The 17928-nt window shown below is 68.6% G+C and carries 13 protein-coding genes; 9 read left to right on the forward strand and 4 right to left on the reverse strand.

Translation table 11 applies throughout. From position 1 onward, the window contains the following. Positions 1-46 precede the first annotated feature (46 nt). Positions 47-1411, forward strand: a complete 1365-nt coding sequence (locus PK98_RS09190; RefSeq protein ID WP_200884987.1) for an arylsulfatase — start codon at positions 47-49, stop codon at positions 1409-1411. Next, on the forward strand, positions 1408-2877 hold the full coding sequence (locus PK98_RS09195) for a glycoside hydrolase family 88/105 protein (protein ID WP_052208264.1): 1470 nt from the start codon (positions 1408-1410) through the stop codon (positions 2875-2877). Before PK98_RS09190 ends, PK98_RS09195 begins: the two co-directional genes overlap by 4 nt. Positions 2878-2883: 6 nt before the next feature. Here the strand turns inward: PK98_RS09195 and PK98_RS09200 are convergent, their stop codons facing one another. The 3 genes from PK98_RS09200 to PK98_RS09210 all read right to left on the reverse strand — a co-directional run bounded on the left by PK98_RS09200 (position 2884) and on the right by PK98_RS09210 (position 6546). Further along, positions 2884-4428: a rhamnogalacturonidase gene (locus PK98_RS09200; RefSeq protein WP_052208463.1), complete on the reverse strand. Its 1545-nt coding sequence runs from the start codon at positions 4426-4428 to the stop codon at positions 2884-2886. 82 nt (positions 4429-4510) lie between these two features. Beyond that, positions 4511-6220, reverse strand: a complete 1710-nt coding sequence (locus tag PK98_RS09205; protein WP_039095923.1) for a cation acetate symporter — start codon at positions 6218-6220, stop codon at positions 4511-4513. Next, on the reverse strand, positions 6220-6546 hold the full coding sequence (locus PK98_RS09210) for a DUF485 domain-containing protein (RefSeq protein ID WP_039095925.1): 327 nt from the start codon (positions 6544-6546) through the stop codon (positions 6220-6222). The genes PK98_RS09205 and PK98_RS09210 overlap by 1 nt, the downstream gene beginning before the upstream one ends. A 201-nt stretch (positions 6547-6747) precedes the next feature. On the opposite strand from PK98_RS09210, the gene PK98_RS09215 reads away from it, so the two are divergent. The 7 genes from PK98_RS09215 to PK98_RS09245 all read left to right on the forward strand — a co-directional run bounded on the left by PK98_RS09215 (position 6748) and on the right by PK98_RS09245 (position 15529). After that, complete coding sequence (locus PK98_RS09215) at positions 6748-7587, forward strand: TorF family putative porin (protein ID WP_039095927.1); 840 nt, start codon at positions 6748-6750, stop codon at positions 7585-7587. A gap of 109 nt (positions 7588-7696) precedes the next feature. Continuing rightward, entirely contained in the window at positions 7697-7786 is a 90-nt protein-coding gene (gene kdpF, locus PK98_RS09220; protein ID WP_039095929.1) for a K(+)-transporting ATPase subunit F, read from the forward strand. Between the two features lie 13 nt (positions 7787-7799). After that, entirely contained in the window at positions 7800-9503 is a 1704-nt protein-coding gene (kdpA, locus tag PK98_RS09225) for a potassium-transporting ATPase subunit KdpA (protein ID WP_039095931.1), read from the forward strand. Positions 9504-9516: 13 nt separating this feature from the next. Then, positions 9517-11553, forward strand: coding sequence for a potassium-transporting ATPase subunit KdpB (kdpB, locus tag PK98_RS09230; protein ID WP_039095933.1), 2037 nt, complete (start codon positions 9517-9519; stop codon positions 11551-11553). Positions 11554-11564: 11 nt separating this feature from the next. Next, a complete protein-coding gene (gene kdpC, locus PK98_RS09235) occupies positions 11565-12152 on the forward strand; it encodes a potassium-transporting ATPase subunit KdpC (RefSeq protein WP_039095935.1) in 588 nt (195 codons plus the stop codon). Then, positions 12149-14842 (forward strand): sensor histidine kinase, encoded by a 2694-nt coding sequence (locus tag PK98_RS09240; protein WP_039095937.1) that lies wholly within the window; start codon positions 12149-12151, stop codon positions 14840-14842. The genes kdpC and PK98_RS09240 overlap by 4 nt, the downstream gene beginning before the upstream one ends. Further along, positions 14843-15529 carry a response regulator transcription factor gene (locus PK98_RS09245; RefSeq protein ID WP_039095939.1) on the forward strand — a complete coding sequence of 229 codons (687 nt, stop codon included), beginning with the start codon at positions 14843-14845 and terminating at the stop codon, positions 15527-15529. It begins immediately after the preceding gene. A gap of 99 nt (positions 15530-15628) precedes the next feature. Here PK98_RS09245 and PK98_RS16350 read toward each other — a convergent pair whose 3' ends face one another. Beyond that, a complete protein-coding gene (locus PK98_RS16350) occupies positions 15629-17926 on the reverse strand; it encodes a glycoside hydrolase family 88 protein (RefSeq protein WP_081996108.1) in 2298 nt (765 codons plus the stop codon). Positions 17927-17928: the final 2 nt, after the last annotated feature.

A 17928-nucleotide genomic window follows, 5' to 3' on the forward strand; every position in this document is an offset into this window, starting at 1 on the left:
CATGAGGATGCCGATGATACGTCGAACTTTTCTGGCAGGTGCCGCCATGGCCGTCGTTTCCGGTGCCGCGCTGGCGGCATCGCCGGCTGCCGGCCGGCGGCCGAACATCATCTTCATCCTGGCCGACGACCTCGGTTATGGCGACGTCGGTGTTCACGGGCAGACCAGGATCCGCACCCCGAATATCGACCGGCTGGCGCAGCAGGGACGCCTGTTCACGCAAGGCTATGCCGGGGCGCCCGTCTGCTCGCCATCGCGCGGCGCGCTGCTGACCGGGCTGCATACCGGCCATGCGCGGATCCGCGACAATTTCGCACTGGCGGCCGGCCATGTCGGCTACAAGGGGCAGCAGCAGATCCGCCGTGCCAGCCTGACGCCGGACGACCGGACCGTCGCCCAGCACCTCAAGGCCGCCGGCTACACGACCGGCATCATGGGCAAGTGGCACCTCGACGGGTATGACCGGGATGCGGTGCCGACCAGGTTCGGCTTCGACGAGTTCAAGGGCTGGCTGGTGACCGAGCCGACGACCGAAGGCTACTGGCCGATCAAGCGGATGCACGGCACGCGGATGGTCGACATTCCGCAGAATGCGGACGGGGCCAGGCAGATCTACGACACGGACCTGATCACCGACGAGTCGATCGACTTCATCCAGCGGCATCGGGCCGATCCGTTCTTCCTCTACGTGGCGTACAATGCGCCCCACAGCCCGTATGTCGTGCCCGATTTCGGCCTGTATGCGGACCAGCCATGGCCGGATGACGAGAAGTCCTATGCCGCGATGGTCGACCGGCTGGATGCGAATATCGGCCGGCTGCTCGGGCAGTTGCAGGCATCGGGGATCGACGGGGACACGATCGTCATCTTCTCCTCCGACAATGGCCCGCGGTCGGAACCTGCCGCCTACCAGACGCGCATGGCCGATGCCTTCGACTCCAATGGCGGGCTGACCGGGTACAAGCGCGACATGTACGAAGGGGGCCTGCGCGTGCCGTTCCTGGTGCGCTGGCCCGGCCACATCGCGCCGGGATCGCGCAGCGACGTGCCGGTCTACTTCCCCGATCTGCTGCCCACCGCACTCGCCGCCGCCGGCGCAGCGATGCCGCAGACCGACGGGATCGACCTGCTGCCGCATCTGCGTGACGCGAACATCATACCGGCGGACCGGTTCATGTACTGGGAGTTCTACTCGCCCGAGTTTCGCCAGGCGGCGCGACTGGGCAAGTGGAAGGCGATCCGGCTGCAACGCGGCGGCGACACGCTGCTGTTCGATCTGTCGGCCGATCCGTGGGAAAGCCGGAACCTGGCCGCCGAGCACCCGGACGTGGTGCGCATGATGAACGAAGGCATGGCGCGGGAGCACCGTGCGTCGCCGGAATATCCCGATCCCGCGGAGGATGCTGCTTGAACACGATCCCGATCAGCCATGCGCCCTTGCGAGTGATGCTGACCTGCCTTGCCGCCCTGCTGCCGTTGCAGGCGGCGGCCGCGCAATCCGCCGACGGACAGGCGCGCCCGGCAGCCCTGGCGCCGGTGCCGATCACCCTGCCCGCCCGACCCGACCTTGCGTTCGCGCCGGATCGGGTGCCGGACCCGGCGCAGGTGCTGGCAGTGCTGGACTATGCCGCCCTGGCCGAGATCGCCGACCTGGAGCGCAAGCCGTTCCAGGTGCTGGGCCGCAGCGTGGACCAGATCACCGCCAACTGGGTGTCGGCCACCTTCTACACCGGCCTGACCCGCGTCGCGCGCGTGTCTGCCCGGCCGGAGCCGATGCGGTTCCTGACCGCGGTGGCCGATCACTTCAACTTCGCCATGCGCGGCACCCGCTCCCCGAAGGGGCTGCTGAATGCCGATGATCAGGCGATCGGCGAGCTGTATCAGGAGCTCTACACCCTGCGGCAGGAGGACGGATACATCCTGCCGACGCAGCAGCGGCTGGACTATTCCCTGCCGCATCTCGCCGCCGAACCGCAGCCACGGCGGCTGGTCTGGTGGTGGTGCGACGCGCTGTTCATGGCGCCCCCGGTCCTGTCGCGGATGAGCGCGATCACCGGCGACCGCCGCTACCTCGATGCGATGGACGTACAATGGTGGCGCACCAGCACGGCGCTGTTCGATCCGGCGGAGGACCTGTTCTTCCGCGATCCCCGCTTCGTGGAGCGGCGCACGGATGCGGGCGGCAAGGTGTTCTGGTCGCGCGGCAATGGCTGGGTGCTGGCGGGGCTTGCCCGCGTGCTGGATCACATGCCGGCCGATTACCCGACGCGGGACCGGTATGTCGCGCAGTTCCGGCAGATCGCCGCCCGGATCGCGCCCCTGCAGCAGCCGGACGGGCTGTGGCGCGCCAGCCTGCTGGACACGGCGGCCTTTCCCGAGCCGGAGACTTCAGGCTCTGCCCTGTTTACCTATGCGCTGGCATGGGGTGTGAACCACGGCATCCTGGAACGGGACGAATACCTGCCGCATGTCCTGCAGGGCTGGGCCGGGCTGAACCGCCACATATTGCCGAACGGGCAACTGGGCGCGGTGCAGAAGACCGGTGACCAGCCAGTGCCGACCGCGCCGGACGATGTCGGCATGTACGGCACCGGTGCGTACCTGCTGGCCGGGGCGGAGATGATGAACCTGGGTGCGCCGATGCAGGCCCTGCCGGTTCCGCCACCCGGCGCGCCGCGCATGGCAGAAGGAGCGGAACGATCCGGTCCGCCGTCCAGCGCAGCCCGGACGCAGGATGCGGAGGCGCGACGACGGGCGCAGGAAATGCAGGCCACGCGCGACCTGGCCTACGATCCCCGCGTGGATGCCCCCGGCCTGACCGGATGGACGCCCGGCTCGCCGCCCGGCGAATGGGTGATCAGGCCGCAAGGCCGCTGAGCACCGTCAGTCGCGGGCGATCCGCACCCCGGAACTGTCCCGGCGGACGATCCGGCCCGGGTCGCCAAGGCCGCTGAGCGACACGTCGTGCGCGTCTTCCAGCTGCATCGCCGGGCGGGCGTCCGGTGTCTCGGTGGCAAGGTCCAGCCCGTCGATCCGCAAGCCCCTGGCGTGGCGCACATACAGGCCCCAGGCGGGTGTGGGGCCGAACATGCTGGGCTCGGGATAGGTGGCGCGTTCCTCCGGGATCGTACGGCCTGCATCCGCCGCCGTGCCGCCGCCGCGATAGCGCAGGCGGATGTCCGACAGCTGCACATCCTCCACCGGCGCATCGGGCAGGCCGGCGATGGTGGCGGCAAAGGCCGGATCGATGCCCGCCGCCTGCACATTGCTGATCGTCACGCCGCGCAACTGCGCCACGCCGGTACCCGGCGGCGCGCGGCGCCGGTCACCCAGCCGCAGGAAGATCGGCGCGGTGGTCACGTCCCGCATGGTCAGGTTGGAGATCGTGACGTTCTCCAGCACGCCGCCGTCGACGCTTTCCAGCGCGAGGCCGCGGCTGCGTTCGAGCACGCAATTGGTGATCGTGATGTTGCGGAACCCGCCGGTGCTTTCGGTGCCCAGCTTGATCCGCCCGGTCATGCCGTCACGGTCCGGCGCAAGGGTCTGCGTGCGGCCATAGGTGCCGTCCAGCACGGTGCCGGGATCGAACCCGCTGACAATGCAGTCGCTGATCGCGACGTTTTCGGTCGGGCGGATGTCGGGCAGCGCGGCACTGGCTTTCAGCACGATGGCATCGTCGTTCGGCGTGTTGACGGTGCAGTTGCGGATGATGACGTTGCGGCAGGCGTCGATGTCCAGTCCGTCGCGATTGGTGTCGACCAGCAGATTGTCGACAGTCAGCTGCTGTACCCCGGTGGCGAGCAGCGCGAAGTGGCCGGCATTCAGCACGCGGACGTCGCGCAGCAGCACGTTGCGGCAGTTCTTCAGGGCGATCGCCTTGTTGCCCAGCCCGGCCATGCGCGCGATGGCAGCGTCCATCTCCTCCGGCGGGCGGACGCTTGCCGGACCCAGCGAATTGGGACCGCTGCCGGCGCCGCCCTGCCAGCGCGCGCCGGGGCCGCGGCGGGTCAGGCCGCGTGTGCCGTCGATCAGGCCGCCGCCGATGATCGAGACATTCTCCAGCCCGTCACCCCAGATCAGGCTGTTCTGCCAGTGGCTGTGGCCGAAATCCTGGTAGATGTCGTCCGGGTTGAACTCCGGCAGGTCATAGCTGCCGCCGTCCTGCGCCGGGTCGGCGGCGACGATCACCGCGCCCGGCTCCAGCAGCAGCGCGATGTTGCTGCGCAGGCGGATTGAGAAGCAGAGATAGCGTCCGGCCGGCAGGATCACGATGCCCCCGCCCGCCTCCGCCGTATCGGCGATCGCCCGGTTGATCGCGTGGTGATCCAGCGTGCGGCCGTCGCCCCTGGCCCCGGCGCGGCGCACGTCGACCGGTTCCGCCCGTGCCGCGCCACCCAGGAACGGCAGGGCCAGGCTGCCCGTCAGCATGGTTCGGCGCGACAGGATCATGGCATCGGGTTCCAGCTTGTTCGAACGATGACGATCAGCCGCACCCGGCCACGGCCCCCTATCAGTGCGCGGCTGCGCCGTGGACCTCGATCCCGGTCTCCGACCGCAGCCGCTGTCCGGCATAGCCCTCCCGGTCGATCGCCGCGCGCGGCGAGCGGTCCAGCACGGAGATCACCCAGATGGCAAGGAACGCGACCGGCACCGAGAACAAGGCCGGCGAGCTGTAGGGGAAGACCGCCTGGCCGAAGCCGAGCACCTCCACCCAGATGGCCGGGGACAGCACCGTCAGCCCGAAGGCGGTCAGCAGGCCCAGGCCGCCGCCCCAGGCTGCACCCTTCGTGGTGCAGTCCTTCCACAGCAGCGACATGATCAGCACCGGGAAGTTGCCAGAGGCGGCCAGCGCGAACGCCAGACTGACCATGAAGGCGACGTTCTGCGTCTCGAACACGATGCCCAGCACAATCGCGGACAGCCCCAGCAGGACGGTGGTGATCCGCGACACGCGCAGTTCCTTCACCGGATCGGCCGCGCCCTTGCGGATGACGCTGGCATAGATGTCGTGCGACACCGCCGAGGCGGCCGACAGGGTCAGCCCGGCAACCACGGCCAGGATCGTCGCAAACGCCACGGCCGAGATGAAGCCCAGGAACAGGTTGCCGCCGATCGCATGGGCCAGGTGCATCACCGCCATGTTGTTGCCGCCGCGCAGCAGCCCAGCCGGATCGACATAATCGGGATTGAACGAGATCATCACAATCGCGCCGAACCCCAGGATGAAGGTCAGCAGGTAGAAATAGCCGATCCACACCGTCGCCCACAGGATCGACTTGCGGGCCTCCCGCGCGTCGGGGACGGTGAAGAAGCGCATCAGGATGTGCGGCAGGCCGGCGGTACCCAGCATCAGCGCGAAGCCGAAGGACAGGGCGGAGATCGGATCCTTGATGAAGCCGCCCGGCCCCATGATCGTGCGCCCCTCCGCCGCCGCTTCCGCCGGCGACAGGCCGCTGTCGAGCGCCACCCGGGTCTTCACCTCGACCGCGGTGGCGAACAGTGCCTCGAACGAGAAGCCGACATGCGCCATTACCCCGAAGACCAGCAGCGTGGCCCCGCACAGCAGCATCACCGCCTTGATGATCTGCACCCACGAGGTGGCGCGCATCCCGCCGAACAGGACATAGATCATCATCAGCCCGCCCACGACGACGATGGCGTACAGATATGGCAGGCCGAACAGCAGCTGGATCAGCTGCCCCGCCCCGACCATCTGCGCGATGAGGTAGAACGACACGACCAGCAGGGTGCTGGCGGCCGAGAAGCTGCGCACCGGACCCTGCATGAAGCGGTACGAGACCACATCGGCAAAGGTGTAGCGGCCAAGATTGCGCAGCTTCTCCGCGATCAGGAACAGGACGATCGGCCAGCCTACCAGGAAGCCGATCGCGTAGATCAGCCCGTCATAGCCGTCGTTGAAGATCTGCGCGCTGATGCCCAGGAACGACGCGGCCGAGCAGTAGTCGCCCGCCATGGCCAGGCCGTTCTGGAAGCCGGTGATGCCGCCGCCGGTGTAGAAGTCGGACACGGAACGGGTGCGCCGGGCCGCAGCGGCGGTGATCCACAGGGTCACCGCGACGAAGCCGGCAAACATGGCGATGGCCGTCCAGTTCGGACCCTGCCGCGCGACACTGCCGATCGGCGCCAGGTCCGCGCCCAGCGCACCGGTGCCGAACGCGACCAGAGCCAGCAGCCCGGCCGACCACACCAGCGGCCGCATCACGCCGCCGGCTCCGCCAGCAGTTCCGCCAGCCGCCGGTCGAATTCGCCATTGGCCCGCACGACATAGACGATCGTGATGGCGACGATCCCGATCAGCATCGCGACGCCCAGCACCACCGCCATGCTGGTCGTCCCGTTGCCGATCGGCCGCGCCATGAACGGCTTGTCGAACGCGATCAGCGAGATGAAGCTGGTATAGGCGATGACGGTGATCGCCGTCAGGATCCAGGAGAAGCGCTGCCGATCGCGCACCAGCGCGACATAGCGGGGATCGGCGGCGATGCGGGCTTCAAGCGCGCTGTCGTGGGCGGGGGGCACGGTCATGCCCCATCATCGGCGGAGACGTGGCCGTTGGCAACGCACGATCAGCGAAAGGCGATGCCCGACCGATCGGGCCGGCAGCAAACATATGCCAGCACTATGCGAAAGGCGGGAATCGATCTCGAATAGCTACGGCCGATGCGCCTAATCGCGTGGTCCTGAAGGTGCCCCGGCTGTCGGCGGCAACCAGTCACAGGGGCACTCATGAAGCTCATCGTTCCGGTCGCGACCGTTGTCGCGCTGGCCGCTCCGGTCGCGGCGCAGGACTCGTCCGGCCCGGCACCGGCCATCACCATCAGCGGATCGGCCACGCTCGCCTCCGACTACCGCTTCCGCGGCGTTTCGCAGACCGACAAGGAAGTGGCCGTGCAGGGCGGGATCACCGTCGTGCATGACAGCGGCCTGTATGCCGGCGTCTGGGCATCCAACCTGGCCGGCTGGGGCACGTTCGGCGGTGCCAACATGGAACTGGACCTGATCGGCGGCTACCGCGTGCCGCTGGCCGGCGGCATGCTGGATGTCGGTGCGACCTGGTACATGTACCCCGGCGGCGCGGACGAGACCGACTTTGCCGAGCCTTACATCAAGCTGTCGGGCACGACCGGTCCGCTGACGCTGCTGGCGGGCGCAGCCTACGCACCGAAGCAGCAGGCATTGGGCCGCTGGTACGCAAGCGGCGCCGATGCGGCGGCCGGCGTCTATACCGATCCGGGCGACAAGGAAGACAACCTCTATCTGTGGGGCGATGCGGCCGCCGGTATCGCCGGCACGCCGCTGACGGCCAAGGCGCATCTCGGGTACTCCGATGGTAATCCCGGACTTGGCCCCAACGCCACCAGCCTCGCGCCGACCGGCGCCTATTTCGACTGGTCGCTGGGTCTGGACGCCACCTGGCGCAACCTGACGGTGGGCGTCGCCTATGTCGACACGGACATCAGCGGGCGCGACGCGGCGTATCTGCAGCCGAGCTTCAGCGACGGGCAGGACGGCAACGGCGCGATCGCCGGCAGCACTGGCCTCGTCACCGTCACCGCATCTTTCTGACAAAGGAATTGCACCATGCAGGATCTGCTGTGGATCGGGATCATGGGCGGGCTGCTGGCGGCGACGCTGGCCTATGTCCGCCTGTGCGACCGGGCGTGAGGAACGCGACATGACACTCGATCTCTGGCTGGCCGCCATCACGGCCCTCGGCCTTCTCCTCTACCTGGTGGCGGTGCTGATCCGCCCCGAACGCTTCTGAAGGGGCGGCACTCATGACATTCCAGGGATGGAGCCTGATCCTCGCCTTCGTCGCCATCCTGCTGGCGCTCGCCAAGCCGGTCGGCCTGTGGCTGTTCGCGCTGTATGAAGGGCGGCGCACGCCGCTGCACCTGGTGCTCGGCCCGGTGGAACGCGGCTTCTACCGGCTGGCGGGCATCGATCCCGCGGAGGAGCAGGGCTGGCGCCGCTACGCGGTGCACATGCTGCTGTTCAATGCCGTGCTGATGCTGTTCACCTATGCCGTGCTGCGGCTGCAGGGTGCCCTGCCCGGCAATCCGCAGGGCCTGCCCGCCGTGGGCGAGCATCTGTCGTTCAACACCGCCATCAGCTTCACCACCAACACCAACTGGCAGAGCTATGGCGGGGAGAGCACGATGGCGAACCTCAGCCAGATGCTGGGGCTGACGATCCACAATTTCCTGTCCGCGGCGACCGGTATCGCGCTGGCCTTCGCCCTGTTCCGCGGCTTCGCCCGGCGGGAAGCCGGCAGCGTCGGCAATTACTGGACCGACATGACCCGGATCACGCTGTACCTGCTGCTGCCGCTCTGCGTGGTGCTGACGGTCTTCTACATCGGCAGCGGCGTGCCGCAGACGCTGGCCGGCGCTGTCGACCTGCAGACGCTGGAAGGCGCGGACCAGTCGATCCTGCTCGGCCCGGTGGCGAGCCAGGAAGCGATCAAGATGCTCGGCACCAATGGTGGCGGCTTCTTCAACGCCAACAGCGCGCATCCGTTCGAGAACCCGACGGCACTGACCAACCTGGTCCAGATGCTGTCGATCTTCGCGATCGGCGTCGGCCTGACCTGGTGCTTCGGCAAGGCGGTCGGCAACACCCGGCAGGGCTGGGCCATCCTGGCCGCGATGCTGGTGCTGTTCCTGGGCGGTGTGACCGTAGCCTACTGGGCGGAAGCTGCCGGCAATCCGGTGCTGCACCAGCTGGGTGTTGCGGGCGGCAACATGGAGGGCAAGGAGGTGCGCTTCGGCATCGCCGCATCCGCGCTGTTCTCCGTCGTCACCACCGCTGCATCCTGCGGCGCGGTCAATGCCATGCACGACAGCTTCACCGCGCTGGGCGGCATGATCCCGCTGTTCAACATGCAGCTGGGCGAGGTCGTGATCGGCGGGGTGGGCGCAGGCATCTACGGCTTCCTGCTGTTCGCCATCCTGGCGGTGTTCGTCGCCGGGCTGATGGTCGGGCGGACACCGGAATATGTCGGCAAGAAGATCGAGGCGCGCGAGGTCAAGCTGGCCGTGCTGGCGATCGCGGTGCTGCCACTGATGATCCTGGGCCTCACCGCCCTGTCATCGGTGCTCGAACAGGGTCTTGCCGGGCCGCTCAACAGAGGACCGCACGGCTTCTCGGAGATCCTGTACGCCTTCACCAGCGCCGTCGCGAACAATGGCTCGGCCTTTGCCGGGCTCACCGCCAACACGCCCTACTACAACGGGTTGCTGGGGGTGGCGATGTGGCTGGGCCGGTTCTTCGTGATCGTGCCGATGCTGGCGATCGCCGGCAGCCTGGCCGCCAAGAAGCTCGCACCGGAAAGCGCCGGCTCGTTCCCGACCACGGGCGGGCTGTGGGTGGGACTGCTGGTCGGGATCATCCTGATCCTGGGCGGCCTCACCTTCCTGCCGGGCCTCGCGCTCGGCCCCATCGCCGATCATCTCGCGATGATCCGCGGCACATTGTCCTGAAGGGGCGCCTGACATGGCAAAGACCCAGAGCAAGAGCCTGTTCACGACCGACCTTGTGGGGCCGGCGATCACCGCTGCGTTCCGCAAGCTCGATCCCCGCGAACTGATCCGAAATCCGGTGATGTTCGTGACCGCGACGATCGCGGTGCTGATGACCATCCTGCTTGTGATCGGCCAGGACGACCTTGCCACCGGCTTCAAGCTGCAGCTCGCCGTCTGGCTGTGGCTGACCGTCCTGTTCGGCACCTTTGCCGAAGCGCTGGCGGAAGGCCGCGGCAAGGCGCAGGCGGCATCCTTGCGGGCGACCAAGGCGGAGCTGACCGCCAAGCGCCTGACAGGCAGCGGACGCGAGTTCGACGACGTGCCCGCCAGCCAGCTGAAGGTCGGCGACATCGTGCTGGTCGAGACGAACGACCTGATCCCGTCCGACGGCGACGTCGTGGCAGGCGTGGCCTCCGTCAACGAGGCGGCGATCACCGGTGAAAGCGCGCCCGTGATCCGGGAGGCCGGCGGTGACCGTTCGGCCGTGACCGCCGGCACGCGCGTCATCTCCGACGAGATCCGCGTGAAGGTCACCGTGGAGCCCGGCAAGGGTTTCCTCGACCGGATGATCGCCCTGGTCGAAGGAGCGGAGCGGCAGAAGACCCCGAACGAGATTGCGCTGACGCTGCTGCTGGTCGGGCTGACGATCATCTTCCTGATCGCGGTCGGCACGGTTCCGGGCTTCGCATCCTATGCCGGCGGGGCGATCCCGGTGGCCATCCTGGCGGCGCTGCTGATCACGCTGATCCCGACCACGATCGCCGCGCTGCTGTCGGCCATCGGCATCGCTGGCATGGACCGGCTGGTGCGCTTCAACGTGCTGGCCAAGTCGGGTCGTGCGGTGGAGGCGGCGGGCGATATCGACGTGCTGCTGCTCGACAAGACCGGCACGATCACCATCGGCGACCGGCAGGCAGCTGAGTTCCGCCCCGTGTCCGGCACCAGCGTCGAGGAACTGGCTGCGGCCGCCCTGCTGGCCAGCCTGGCGGACGAGACACCGGAAGGCCGTTCCATCGTGCTGCTGGCGCGGGACAGGTTCGCCATCGCCACGACCGCGCTTCCCGCCGGTGCCGAGATCATCCCCTTCACCGCGCAGACCCGCATCTCGGGCGTGAAGGCCGGCGGATCGCTGATCCAGAAGGGCGCGGTGGATTCGATCCTGCGGGCCAATGGCGGTGCGGACCAGACCGCCGCCGCCACCGAACTGCGCCGCATCACCGACGAGATCGCCCGGGCCGGCGGCACGCCGCTGGCGGTGGCGCAGGACGGGCGGCTGCTGGGCGCCGTGTTCCTGAAGGACGTGGTCAAGGCCGGCATCCGCGAGCGGTTCGGCGAATTGCGGGCCATGGGCATCCGCACGGTGATGATCACCGGCGACAATCCCCTGACCGCCGCCGCCATCGCGGCGGAGGCCGGCGTGGACGACTTCCTGGCGCAGGCCACGCCAGAGGACAAGCTGGACCTGATCCGCAAGGAACAGCAGGGCGGGCGGCTGGTCGCCATGTGCGGCGACGGCACCAACGATGCGCCGGCGCTGGCGCAGGCGGATGTCGGCGTCGCCATGAACACCGGCACGCAGGCCGCGCGGGAGGCCGGCAACATGGTCGACCTGGACAGCGACCCGACCAAGCTGATCGAGGTGGTCGGCCTGGGCAAGCAGTTGCTGATGACACGCGGTGCGCTGACCACCTTCTCCGTCGCCAACGATGTGGCCAAGTACTTCGCCATCATCCCGGCGATGTTCGTGGTCCTCTACCCGGAGCTTGGCGTGCTGAACGTGATGGGCCTGGGCACGCCGGAGAGTGCGATCCTGTCCGCCATCATCTTCAACGCGCTGATCATCCCGTGCCTGGTGCCGCTGGCGCTGAAGGGAGTGGCATATCGCCCCATGGGTGCCGGACCGCTGCTGGCGCGCAATCTCGCCATCTATGGCCTGGGTGGCCTCGTCGCGCCGTTCATCGGCATCAAGATCATCGACCTGGCCGTCACCGGCCTGGGTCTGGCCTGAGGAGAAGCCCCATGGGCAAGGATTTCACAACCGCTCTGCGTCCTGCCATCGTGCTGACGATCCTGTTCGCGATTCTGCTGGGGCTGGTCTATCCGCTTGCGATGACCGGCATCGGACAGGCGATCTTCCCCCACCAGGCCAGTGGCAGCCTGGTGCGCGATGCGTCTGGCCGCGCGATCGGCTCTGCCATCGTGGGCCAAGCGTTCACCACGGACGGCTATTTCCAGACGCGGCCCTCCGCCGCCGGTGACGGCTATGACGGGCTTGCCTCGTCCGGCTCCAACCTCGGTCCGGCCTCGCAGGTACTGGCCAACCGCGTGTCGGCCGATCTGGTCCGGCAGCGGGCAGCGGGCATAAGCGGGCCGGTGCCGGCCGATCTCGTCACCGCCAGCGGATCGGGCCTCGATCCCGACATCTCGCCAGCAGCCGCGCGGGCGCAGGTGGCCCGCGTGGCGCGCACCCGCGGTCTGCCGGCTGAGCAGGTTCGCGCGCTGGTCGAGCACAGCATCGACCAGCCGCTGCTTGGCATTTTGGGCGAACCGCGCGTGAACGTGCTGGCCCTGAACATGCAGCTGGACCGGTTCGGCGGACCGCGTTGAGCGAACGCGCCAACAGTGACGGGCGCCCTGCCCCCGAAGCCTTCCTGCGCGCCGCGGCGCAGGAAGGCCGGGGCCGCCTGAAGATCTTCCTCGGCGCGGCGCCCGGCGTGGGCAAGACGTTCGAGATGCTGTCCGAAGGCGCCGCGCGGCAACGGGCCGGCGCCGACGTCGTGATCGGCGTGGTCGAGACGCATGGCCGGCGCGAGACGGAGGCGCTGACCCGCGGGCTGGAGATCCTGCCGCGCCGCACGATGGCGCATGAAGGGCGCACCCTGACCGAGATGGACCTGGATGCGCTGCTGGCGCGCCGGCCCGGCCTGGCCCTGGTCGACGAGCTGGCCCACACCAATGCGCCCGGCAGCCGCCATCCCAAGCGGTACGGCGATGTCGAGGAACTGCTGGCCGCCGGGATCGATGTCTATTCCACGGTCAACATCCAGCACGTCGAGAGCCTGAACGACGTGGTCGCCTCCTTCACCCGGGTTCGCGTGCGCGAGACGGTGCCGGACAGCATCCTGGAGATGGCCGAGATCGAGGTGGTAGACATCCCACCCGACGAGCTGATCGAGCGGCTGAAGGAGGGCAAGGTCTACCTGCCGCAGGAGGCGACCCGTGCCCTGTCGCACTTCTTCTCCAAGTCCAACCTGTCTGCCTTGCGCGAACTGGCACTGCGTCGGGCGGCGCAAGCGGTCGATGCGCAGATGCTGGACCACCTGCGGCTGCACGCGCTGGGCGGCACCTGGGCCGGCAGCGAGCGGATCCTGGTGGCAGTCAGCGAATTGCCGGGTGCGGAGGAGCTGGTCCGCGCCGCCAAGCGCATCGCCGATGCCGCGCATGCCAGCTGGGCCGCGATCCACGTCGAGACGCCGCGCAGCCGCACGCTGGATGCCGCGGCAGCGCGGCAGGTTGCCACGGCCCTGAACCTGGCCGCGCGGCTCGGCGCCACGGTCGCGTCGATCCCGGCGGCGAACGTGGTCGACGGGCTGACGCGCCATGCAGCCGACATCCGCGCGACCCAGATCGTGGTCGGCAAGTCGGCCCGGTCGCGCTGGTTCGAACTGCGGCACGGATCGGTGGTCGACCGGCTCGTGCGCGGCACGCCCGGCGTGGCGGTGCATGTCCTGCCGCTGGCGGAGGCATCTGCGGCGCCGCCAGCGTGGAGCCGGGCGGCGGCGCATGTGCCGGGTCGGGGATGGGGCACCCGCGCGGGCTATGCCTGGATCACGCTGATGGTCGCCGCCGTCACCGCGGCGGGCAGCGCGCTGTTCCGCGTGCTCGATATCGGCAATGTCGGTTTGCTGTACCTGCTGCCGGTGATGGCGGCGGCCAGCCTGTTCGGCCTGCGGCCCGGGCTGTATGCCGGCATCCTGTCGAGCCTGGCCTACAATTTTTTCTTCCTGCCGCCGACCCTCACGCTGACCGTCAGCAACCCGGAAAACATCATCTCCATCTTCGTCCTGCTTGGCGTGGCCATCGTCACCAGCCAGCTGACCGCGCGGGTGCGCGCGCAGGCCGATCTTGCCGCGATCAGCGCGCGCACGAACGCGGCGCTGGCGGGTTACCTCCGGCAGCTGACCCGGCTGAGCGATCCGCTGGAGGTCGCCCGGGTCGCCTGCACCCGGCTGAGCGAGCTGCTCGGCGTGCGGGTGGTCATGCTGGAGCGGACCGGCGCCGGCTTGACGGTGCAGGGCGAGAGCGAAGCGGGCGCCTGCCTGGAGACGATGGAACTCGCCGCCGCGCAATGGGTGTGGGACACCGGCCAACCTGCCGGCCGCGGTACCGGCACGCTGACCGCATCCGACTGGCAGTTCCAGCCGCTGCAGGCGGGCGAGCGGATGCTGGCTGTGCTGGGCTTCGCGCGGGACGATGGCGGCGATCCGGTCCGGTCCGACCGCATGACGCTGCTGGGCAGCCTGCTGGAACAGACCGCGCTGGTGCTGCAACGGCTCCGCCTCGAAAGCGAGATGCGCGACGTGGATGCCGTGCGCGAACGTGACCGGCTGCGCGTGGCGCTGCTGTCGTCGGTCAGCCACGACCTGCGCACGCCGCTCACCTCCGTCCTGGCCGCCGCGGCCGAATTGCGGCGGCGCGGCGAGGATCCGCTGGTCGCCACGATCGAGAGCGAGGCGTTGCGGCTGAACCGTTTCGTCGCCAACCTGCTCGACATGGCGCGGGTGGAGGCTGGCGCGCTGAAGTTCAACATGGAGGCGATCGACCTGAGCGACGCGGTCACCGGCGCGGCGCACGATGCGCGGCGCGCGCTGGAAGGCCACGCCGTACGGCTGGACGTGCCGCCCAACCTGCCGCTGGTCCGTGCCGACCCGCAGCTGCTGCATCATTGCCTGCTGAACCTGCTCGACAATGCCGGGCGCTATGGCGACCCGGGCACGGAAATCGTCATCGAAGGACGGCACCTGTTCGGCCAGGTGCATCTGGCGGTGCTGGACCGCGGCCTGGGCCTGCCCGCCGGGCGCGAGGCGGAGGTGTTCGAGACCTTCCGCCGGCTCGAAGGGTCAGACCGGGCGGTCGGCGGCACCGGCCTGGGCCTCGCCATCGTCAAGGCCTTTGCGGAGGCGATGGGGCTGGCGGTGCAGGCCGGCAACCGGCAGGATTGCCGCGGCGCCGTCTTCACGCTCCTGTTCCCGCCATCGTCCATCGTGCGCGACATCGCCCCTGAAGGTGACATCTGAATGCCCGCCAAGATCCTGGTCGTCGATGACGAGATCGCGATCCGCCGCCTGCTCCGCAACACGCTGGAGCGTGCCGGCTACATCGTGGCGGAGGCAATGAACGCGCGGGAGGCGCTGTCGCAGGCGGCGGCCACCTGTCCCGACGCGGTGCTGCTGGATCTGGGCCTGCCGGATCGCGACGGACTGGGGCTGATCCCCTTGCTGCGCAGCGGCGGCGATTGCGTGATCGTGGTCGTGTCGGCCCGGGATGCGACGGACGAGAAGGTGTCGGCGCTCGACTTGGGCGCCGACGATTACGTCACCAAGCCGTTCGACACGGAGGAACTGCTCGCCCGCCTGCGGGTGGCGCTGCGCCATCGCGGCGCCGGGGCTGCCTCATCCAAGGTCCTGACCACGGGCGATCTTGTCATCGATCGTGACCGGCGCGTGGTCTGCCGTGGCGGACAGGAGGTGCACCTCACCCGCAAGGAGCATGATGTGTTGGCGGTGCTGGCACGCCATGTCGGGCGGGTGGTCACGCATGACCGGATCATCGCGGCCGCCTGGGGCGTGGGCGATGATCCGCGCATCGAGTACCTGCGGATCGTCATCCGCAATCTGCGCCAGAAGCTGGAGGCACCCGGCCCAGTCGGCAGCGTCATCTCCAACGAACTCGGCATCGGTTACCGCCTGCGCGGCGAGGGCTGACAGCGCCCTGCCCGTTGCCCGGGCCGGACGGGAGCCCGGCGATGATGGCCAGCGCAACGGGAAGCTGCGCTGGCTGGAGCTGCACGGGGGCCGATCCGGTCACCGCGCGGCGGAGATGTCGGCCGGCTCGGCCATCACCATCTGTGTCCACCCTGCAGCGTCGTGCACCTGATGACCCTTGCTCCAGGCCGAGCCCAGATAATAGACAAACGGCTGCCCGGGCTGGACCCGCACGATCACCAGGTAATTGTCGGCATCCTGCCGCACGTCGACGATCATGCCCGGATCGACCATCAGCGCCACGCCCATCGCGCCGCGATCCGGGTCTTCCGGCGTCCACATGCTGAACCGTCCCGCCTGCCGGTCGGCGGTGTAGGTGCCGGCGCCAGGCGTGGTCGTCGGCCGTTTCTGGATCCCGATACCGACCAGCAGTTCCCCCGGCTTGTCGGAGGTGAGGGTGGAGGTGATCCGAGTGAAGTTGGTGCCCACCGGCAAGGTGAACCGCCGCGTCTCAGATACGGAGCGGCCGACGCCGACCGGCCAGGCCGCATAATCCACTTCGAAATCGGCCACGTCCGGCCCGTTGGTCAGGATGCGGTAAGCCGACCAGTTGCGGGAGGTCCACAGCTTGTTGTCCTGCCAGATTCCCAGTGCACCGGCTCCGCGAGACTGGCCGACATTGTAGAAGTCGATCCCTTCGCCGAGGTAGTCGTGCTGCTTGCCCGACTGCAGCTGCCGCTCCATGAACGGATAGGGCACGTCCTTGCCCCAGGCATCGATGCCGGAGCCCGAGGGCGGCTCCTCCATCTCCAGCGCCGGGCCATAGATCCGGTGAGCGACACGGTCGTTTTCCCACAGCAGATCGTCGAACCGATAGGGTGCATGGGCAACACTGGCGCGCGGGCCCTGCTCGGCCGCGGGCGGCGGCGTCAGGCGCTGGGTCAGGCGCGGCGGCACGATCCCGTCGGCACGCGGCGGGGGTGGCGGCGCGTCGCTCAGGGCCACGCCATCGACCAGCGGATCAAACCCGAGATCGATCATCGCCTGCCGTTCTGCCTGCGCCCGTGTCCAGTGGGCCAGCTCTTCCGCCGAACCATTCGCCGGGCGCGGTCGCGCCGCGATCGGCAGGCGGATCACTTCGGGCGGAGGATCGCGGGTCAGTTCCGGCTCCGGCAGCGAGCGGACGGCTTCGCCCAGATGCATCACTTCGATCCCCGCCAGCAGCAGCCCTCCGGTGCCATACAGGGCATGATCGCTCGCTCGCGAGGGTTCTGGCTGGTCCCCCGCCCGCTGCGCAAAGCCGAGCAGGCCATTGGGCTGGACGAGGTTGGCCAGGCCGGCCCATCCGCGCAGCACCCGTGATTCGTAGGTCGCGCGATCCAGGATGCCGTGGTTGATGCCCCAGGCCATCGCATAGATGTAGAAGGCTGAACCCGTCGTCTCCGGACCCGGCGGGTCTTCCGGATCGAGCAGGCTGGTGGTCCAGAGCCCGTCTTCCTCCCGCTGCAACCTGGCGATGCTGTCCATCATGGTCCGGAACACCGTGATGTAGCGGTCACGGCTGGCGAAGTTCGCCGGCATCACCTCCAGCGTCCGCGCCAGACCGGCAACCACCCAGCCATTGCCGCGCCCCCAGAACACCGGGCGATCATTGCGCGTCGTCCGGGTGACGAAGCGCTCGTCCCGGAAGAACAGGCTATGTTCTTCCGACCACAGGCGGTCGTACAGGCGCCAGTACTGCGTATCCATGGCCTGCAGGTAGGAGTGGTCGTGCATCTGCTGTGCCATGCGGGCGAATACCGGCGGCGCCATGAACAACGCGTCGCACCACCACCACACCAGCTTGTCGGGTTCAGGCTCCATCTGCAGGTAGGGCAGGTTGTAATCCAGCCGTTGGCGCAGCGGCGCGATCTCACCCGTGGCTCCGCTTCGGGCATACAGTTCTTGATAGACATCGCCGATCGCGATGTTGTCCGCATCCAGCATGTTGCGCGGCGACCAGGCACCCAGCAGCCCGAAATTGTAGTGTTCCGCAACGTTGCGCAGATACTCGCGCGCACCGATGCTATCGTCCTCCCGCGCCAGGCGGGCCAGACCGATGAGGTAGGTGGCGGAGATCCAGTTCGGGTTGATCCCGCCCCACCGGCCTGAACCGACACGGGTCGGATGGGCTTTCAGCTGCGCCATCTGCGCTGCAGCCGAATGGTTCAGCACTGCGAGCACCTGCTCGCGATCCGGAACAAGTGCGGGGTCGAAGCGCAGGCCCTCCGGCGGCAAGGGCGGGACAACCTGCTCGACGATCGGCGGCTGGGTCTGGGCGATTGCGGGTGCGGACAGGTGGGCAAAGGCCAGGACCGAAGCGGCGGCCAAGGCGTATGCTCTAGCAGTGAAGCGCATTG

The organism is Croceibacterium mercuriale (assembly GCF_000802385.1).
GTDB classification, from domain to species: domain Bacteria; phylum Pseudomonadota; class Alphaproteobacteria; order Sphingomonadales; family Sphingomonadaceae; genus Croceibacterium; species Croceibacterium mercuriale.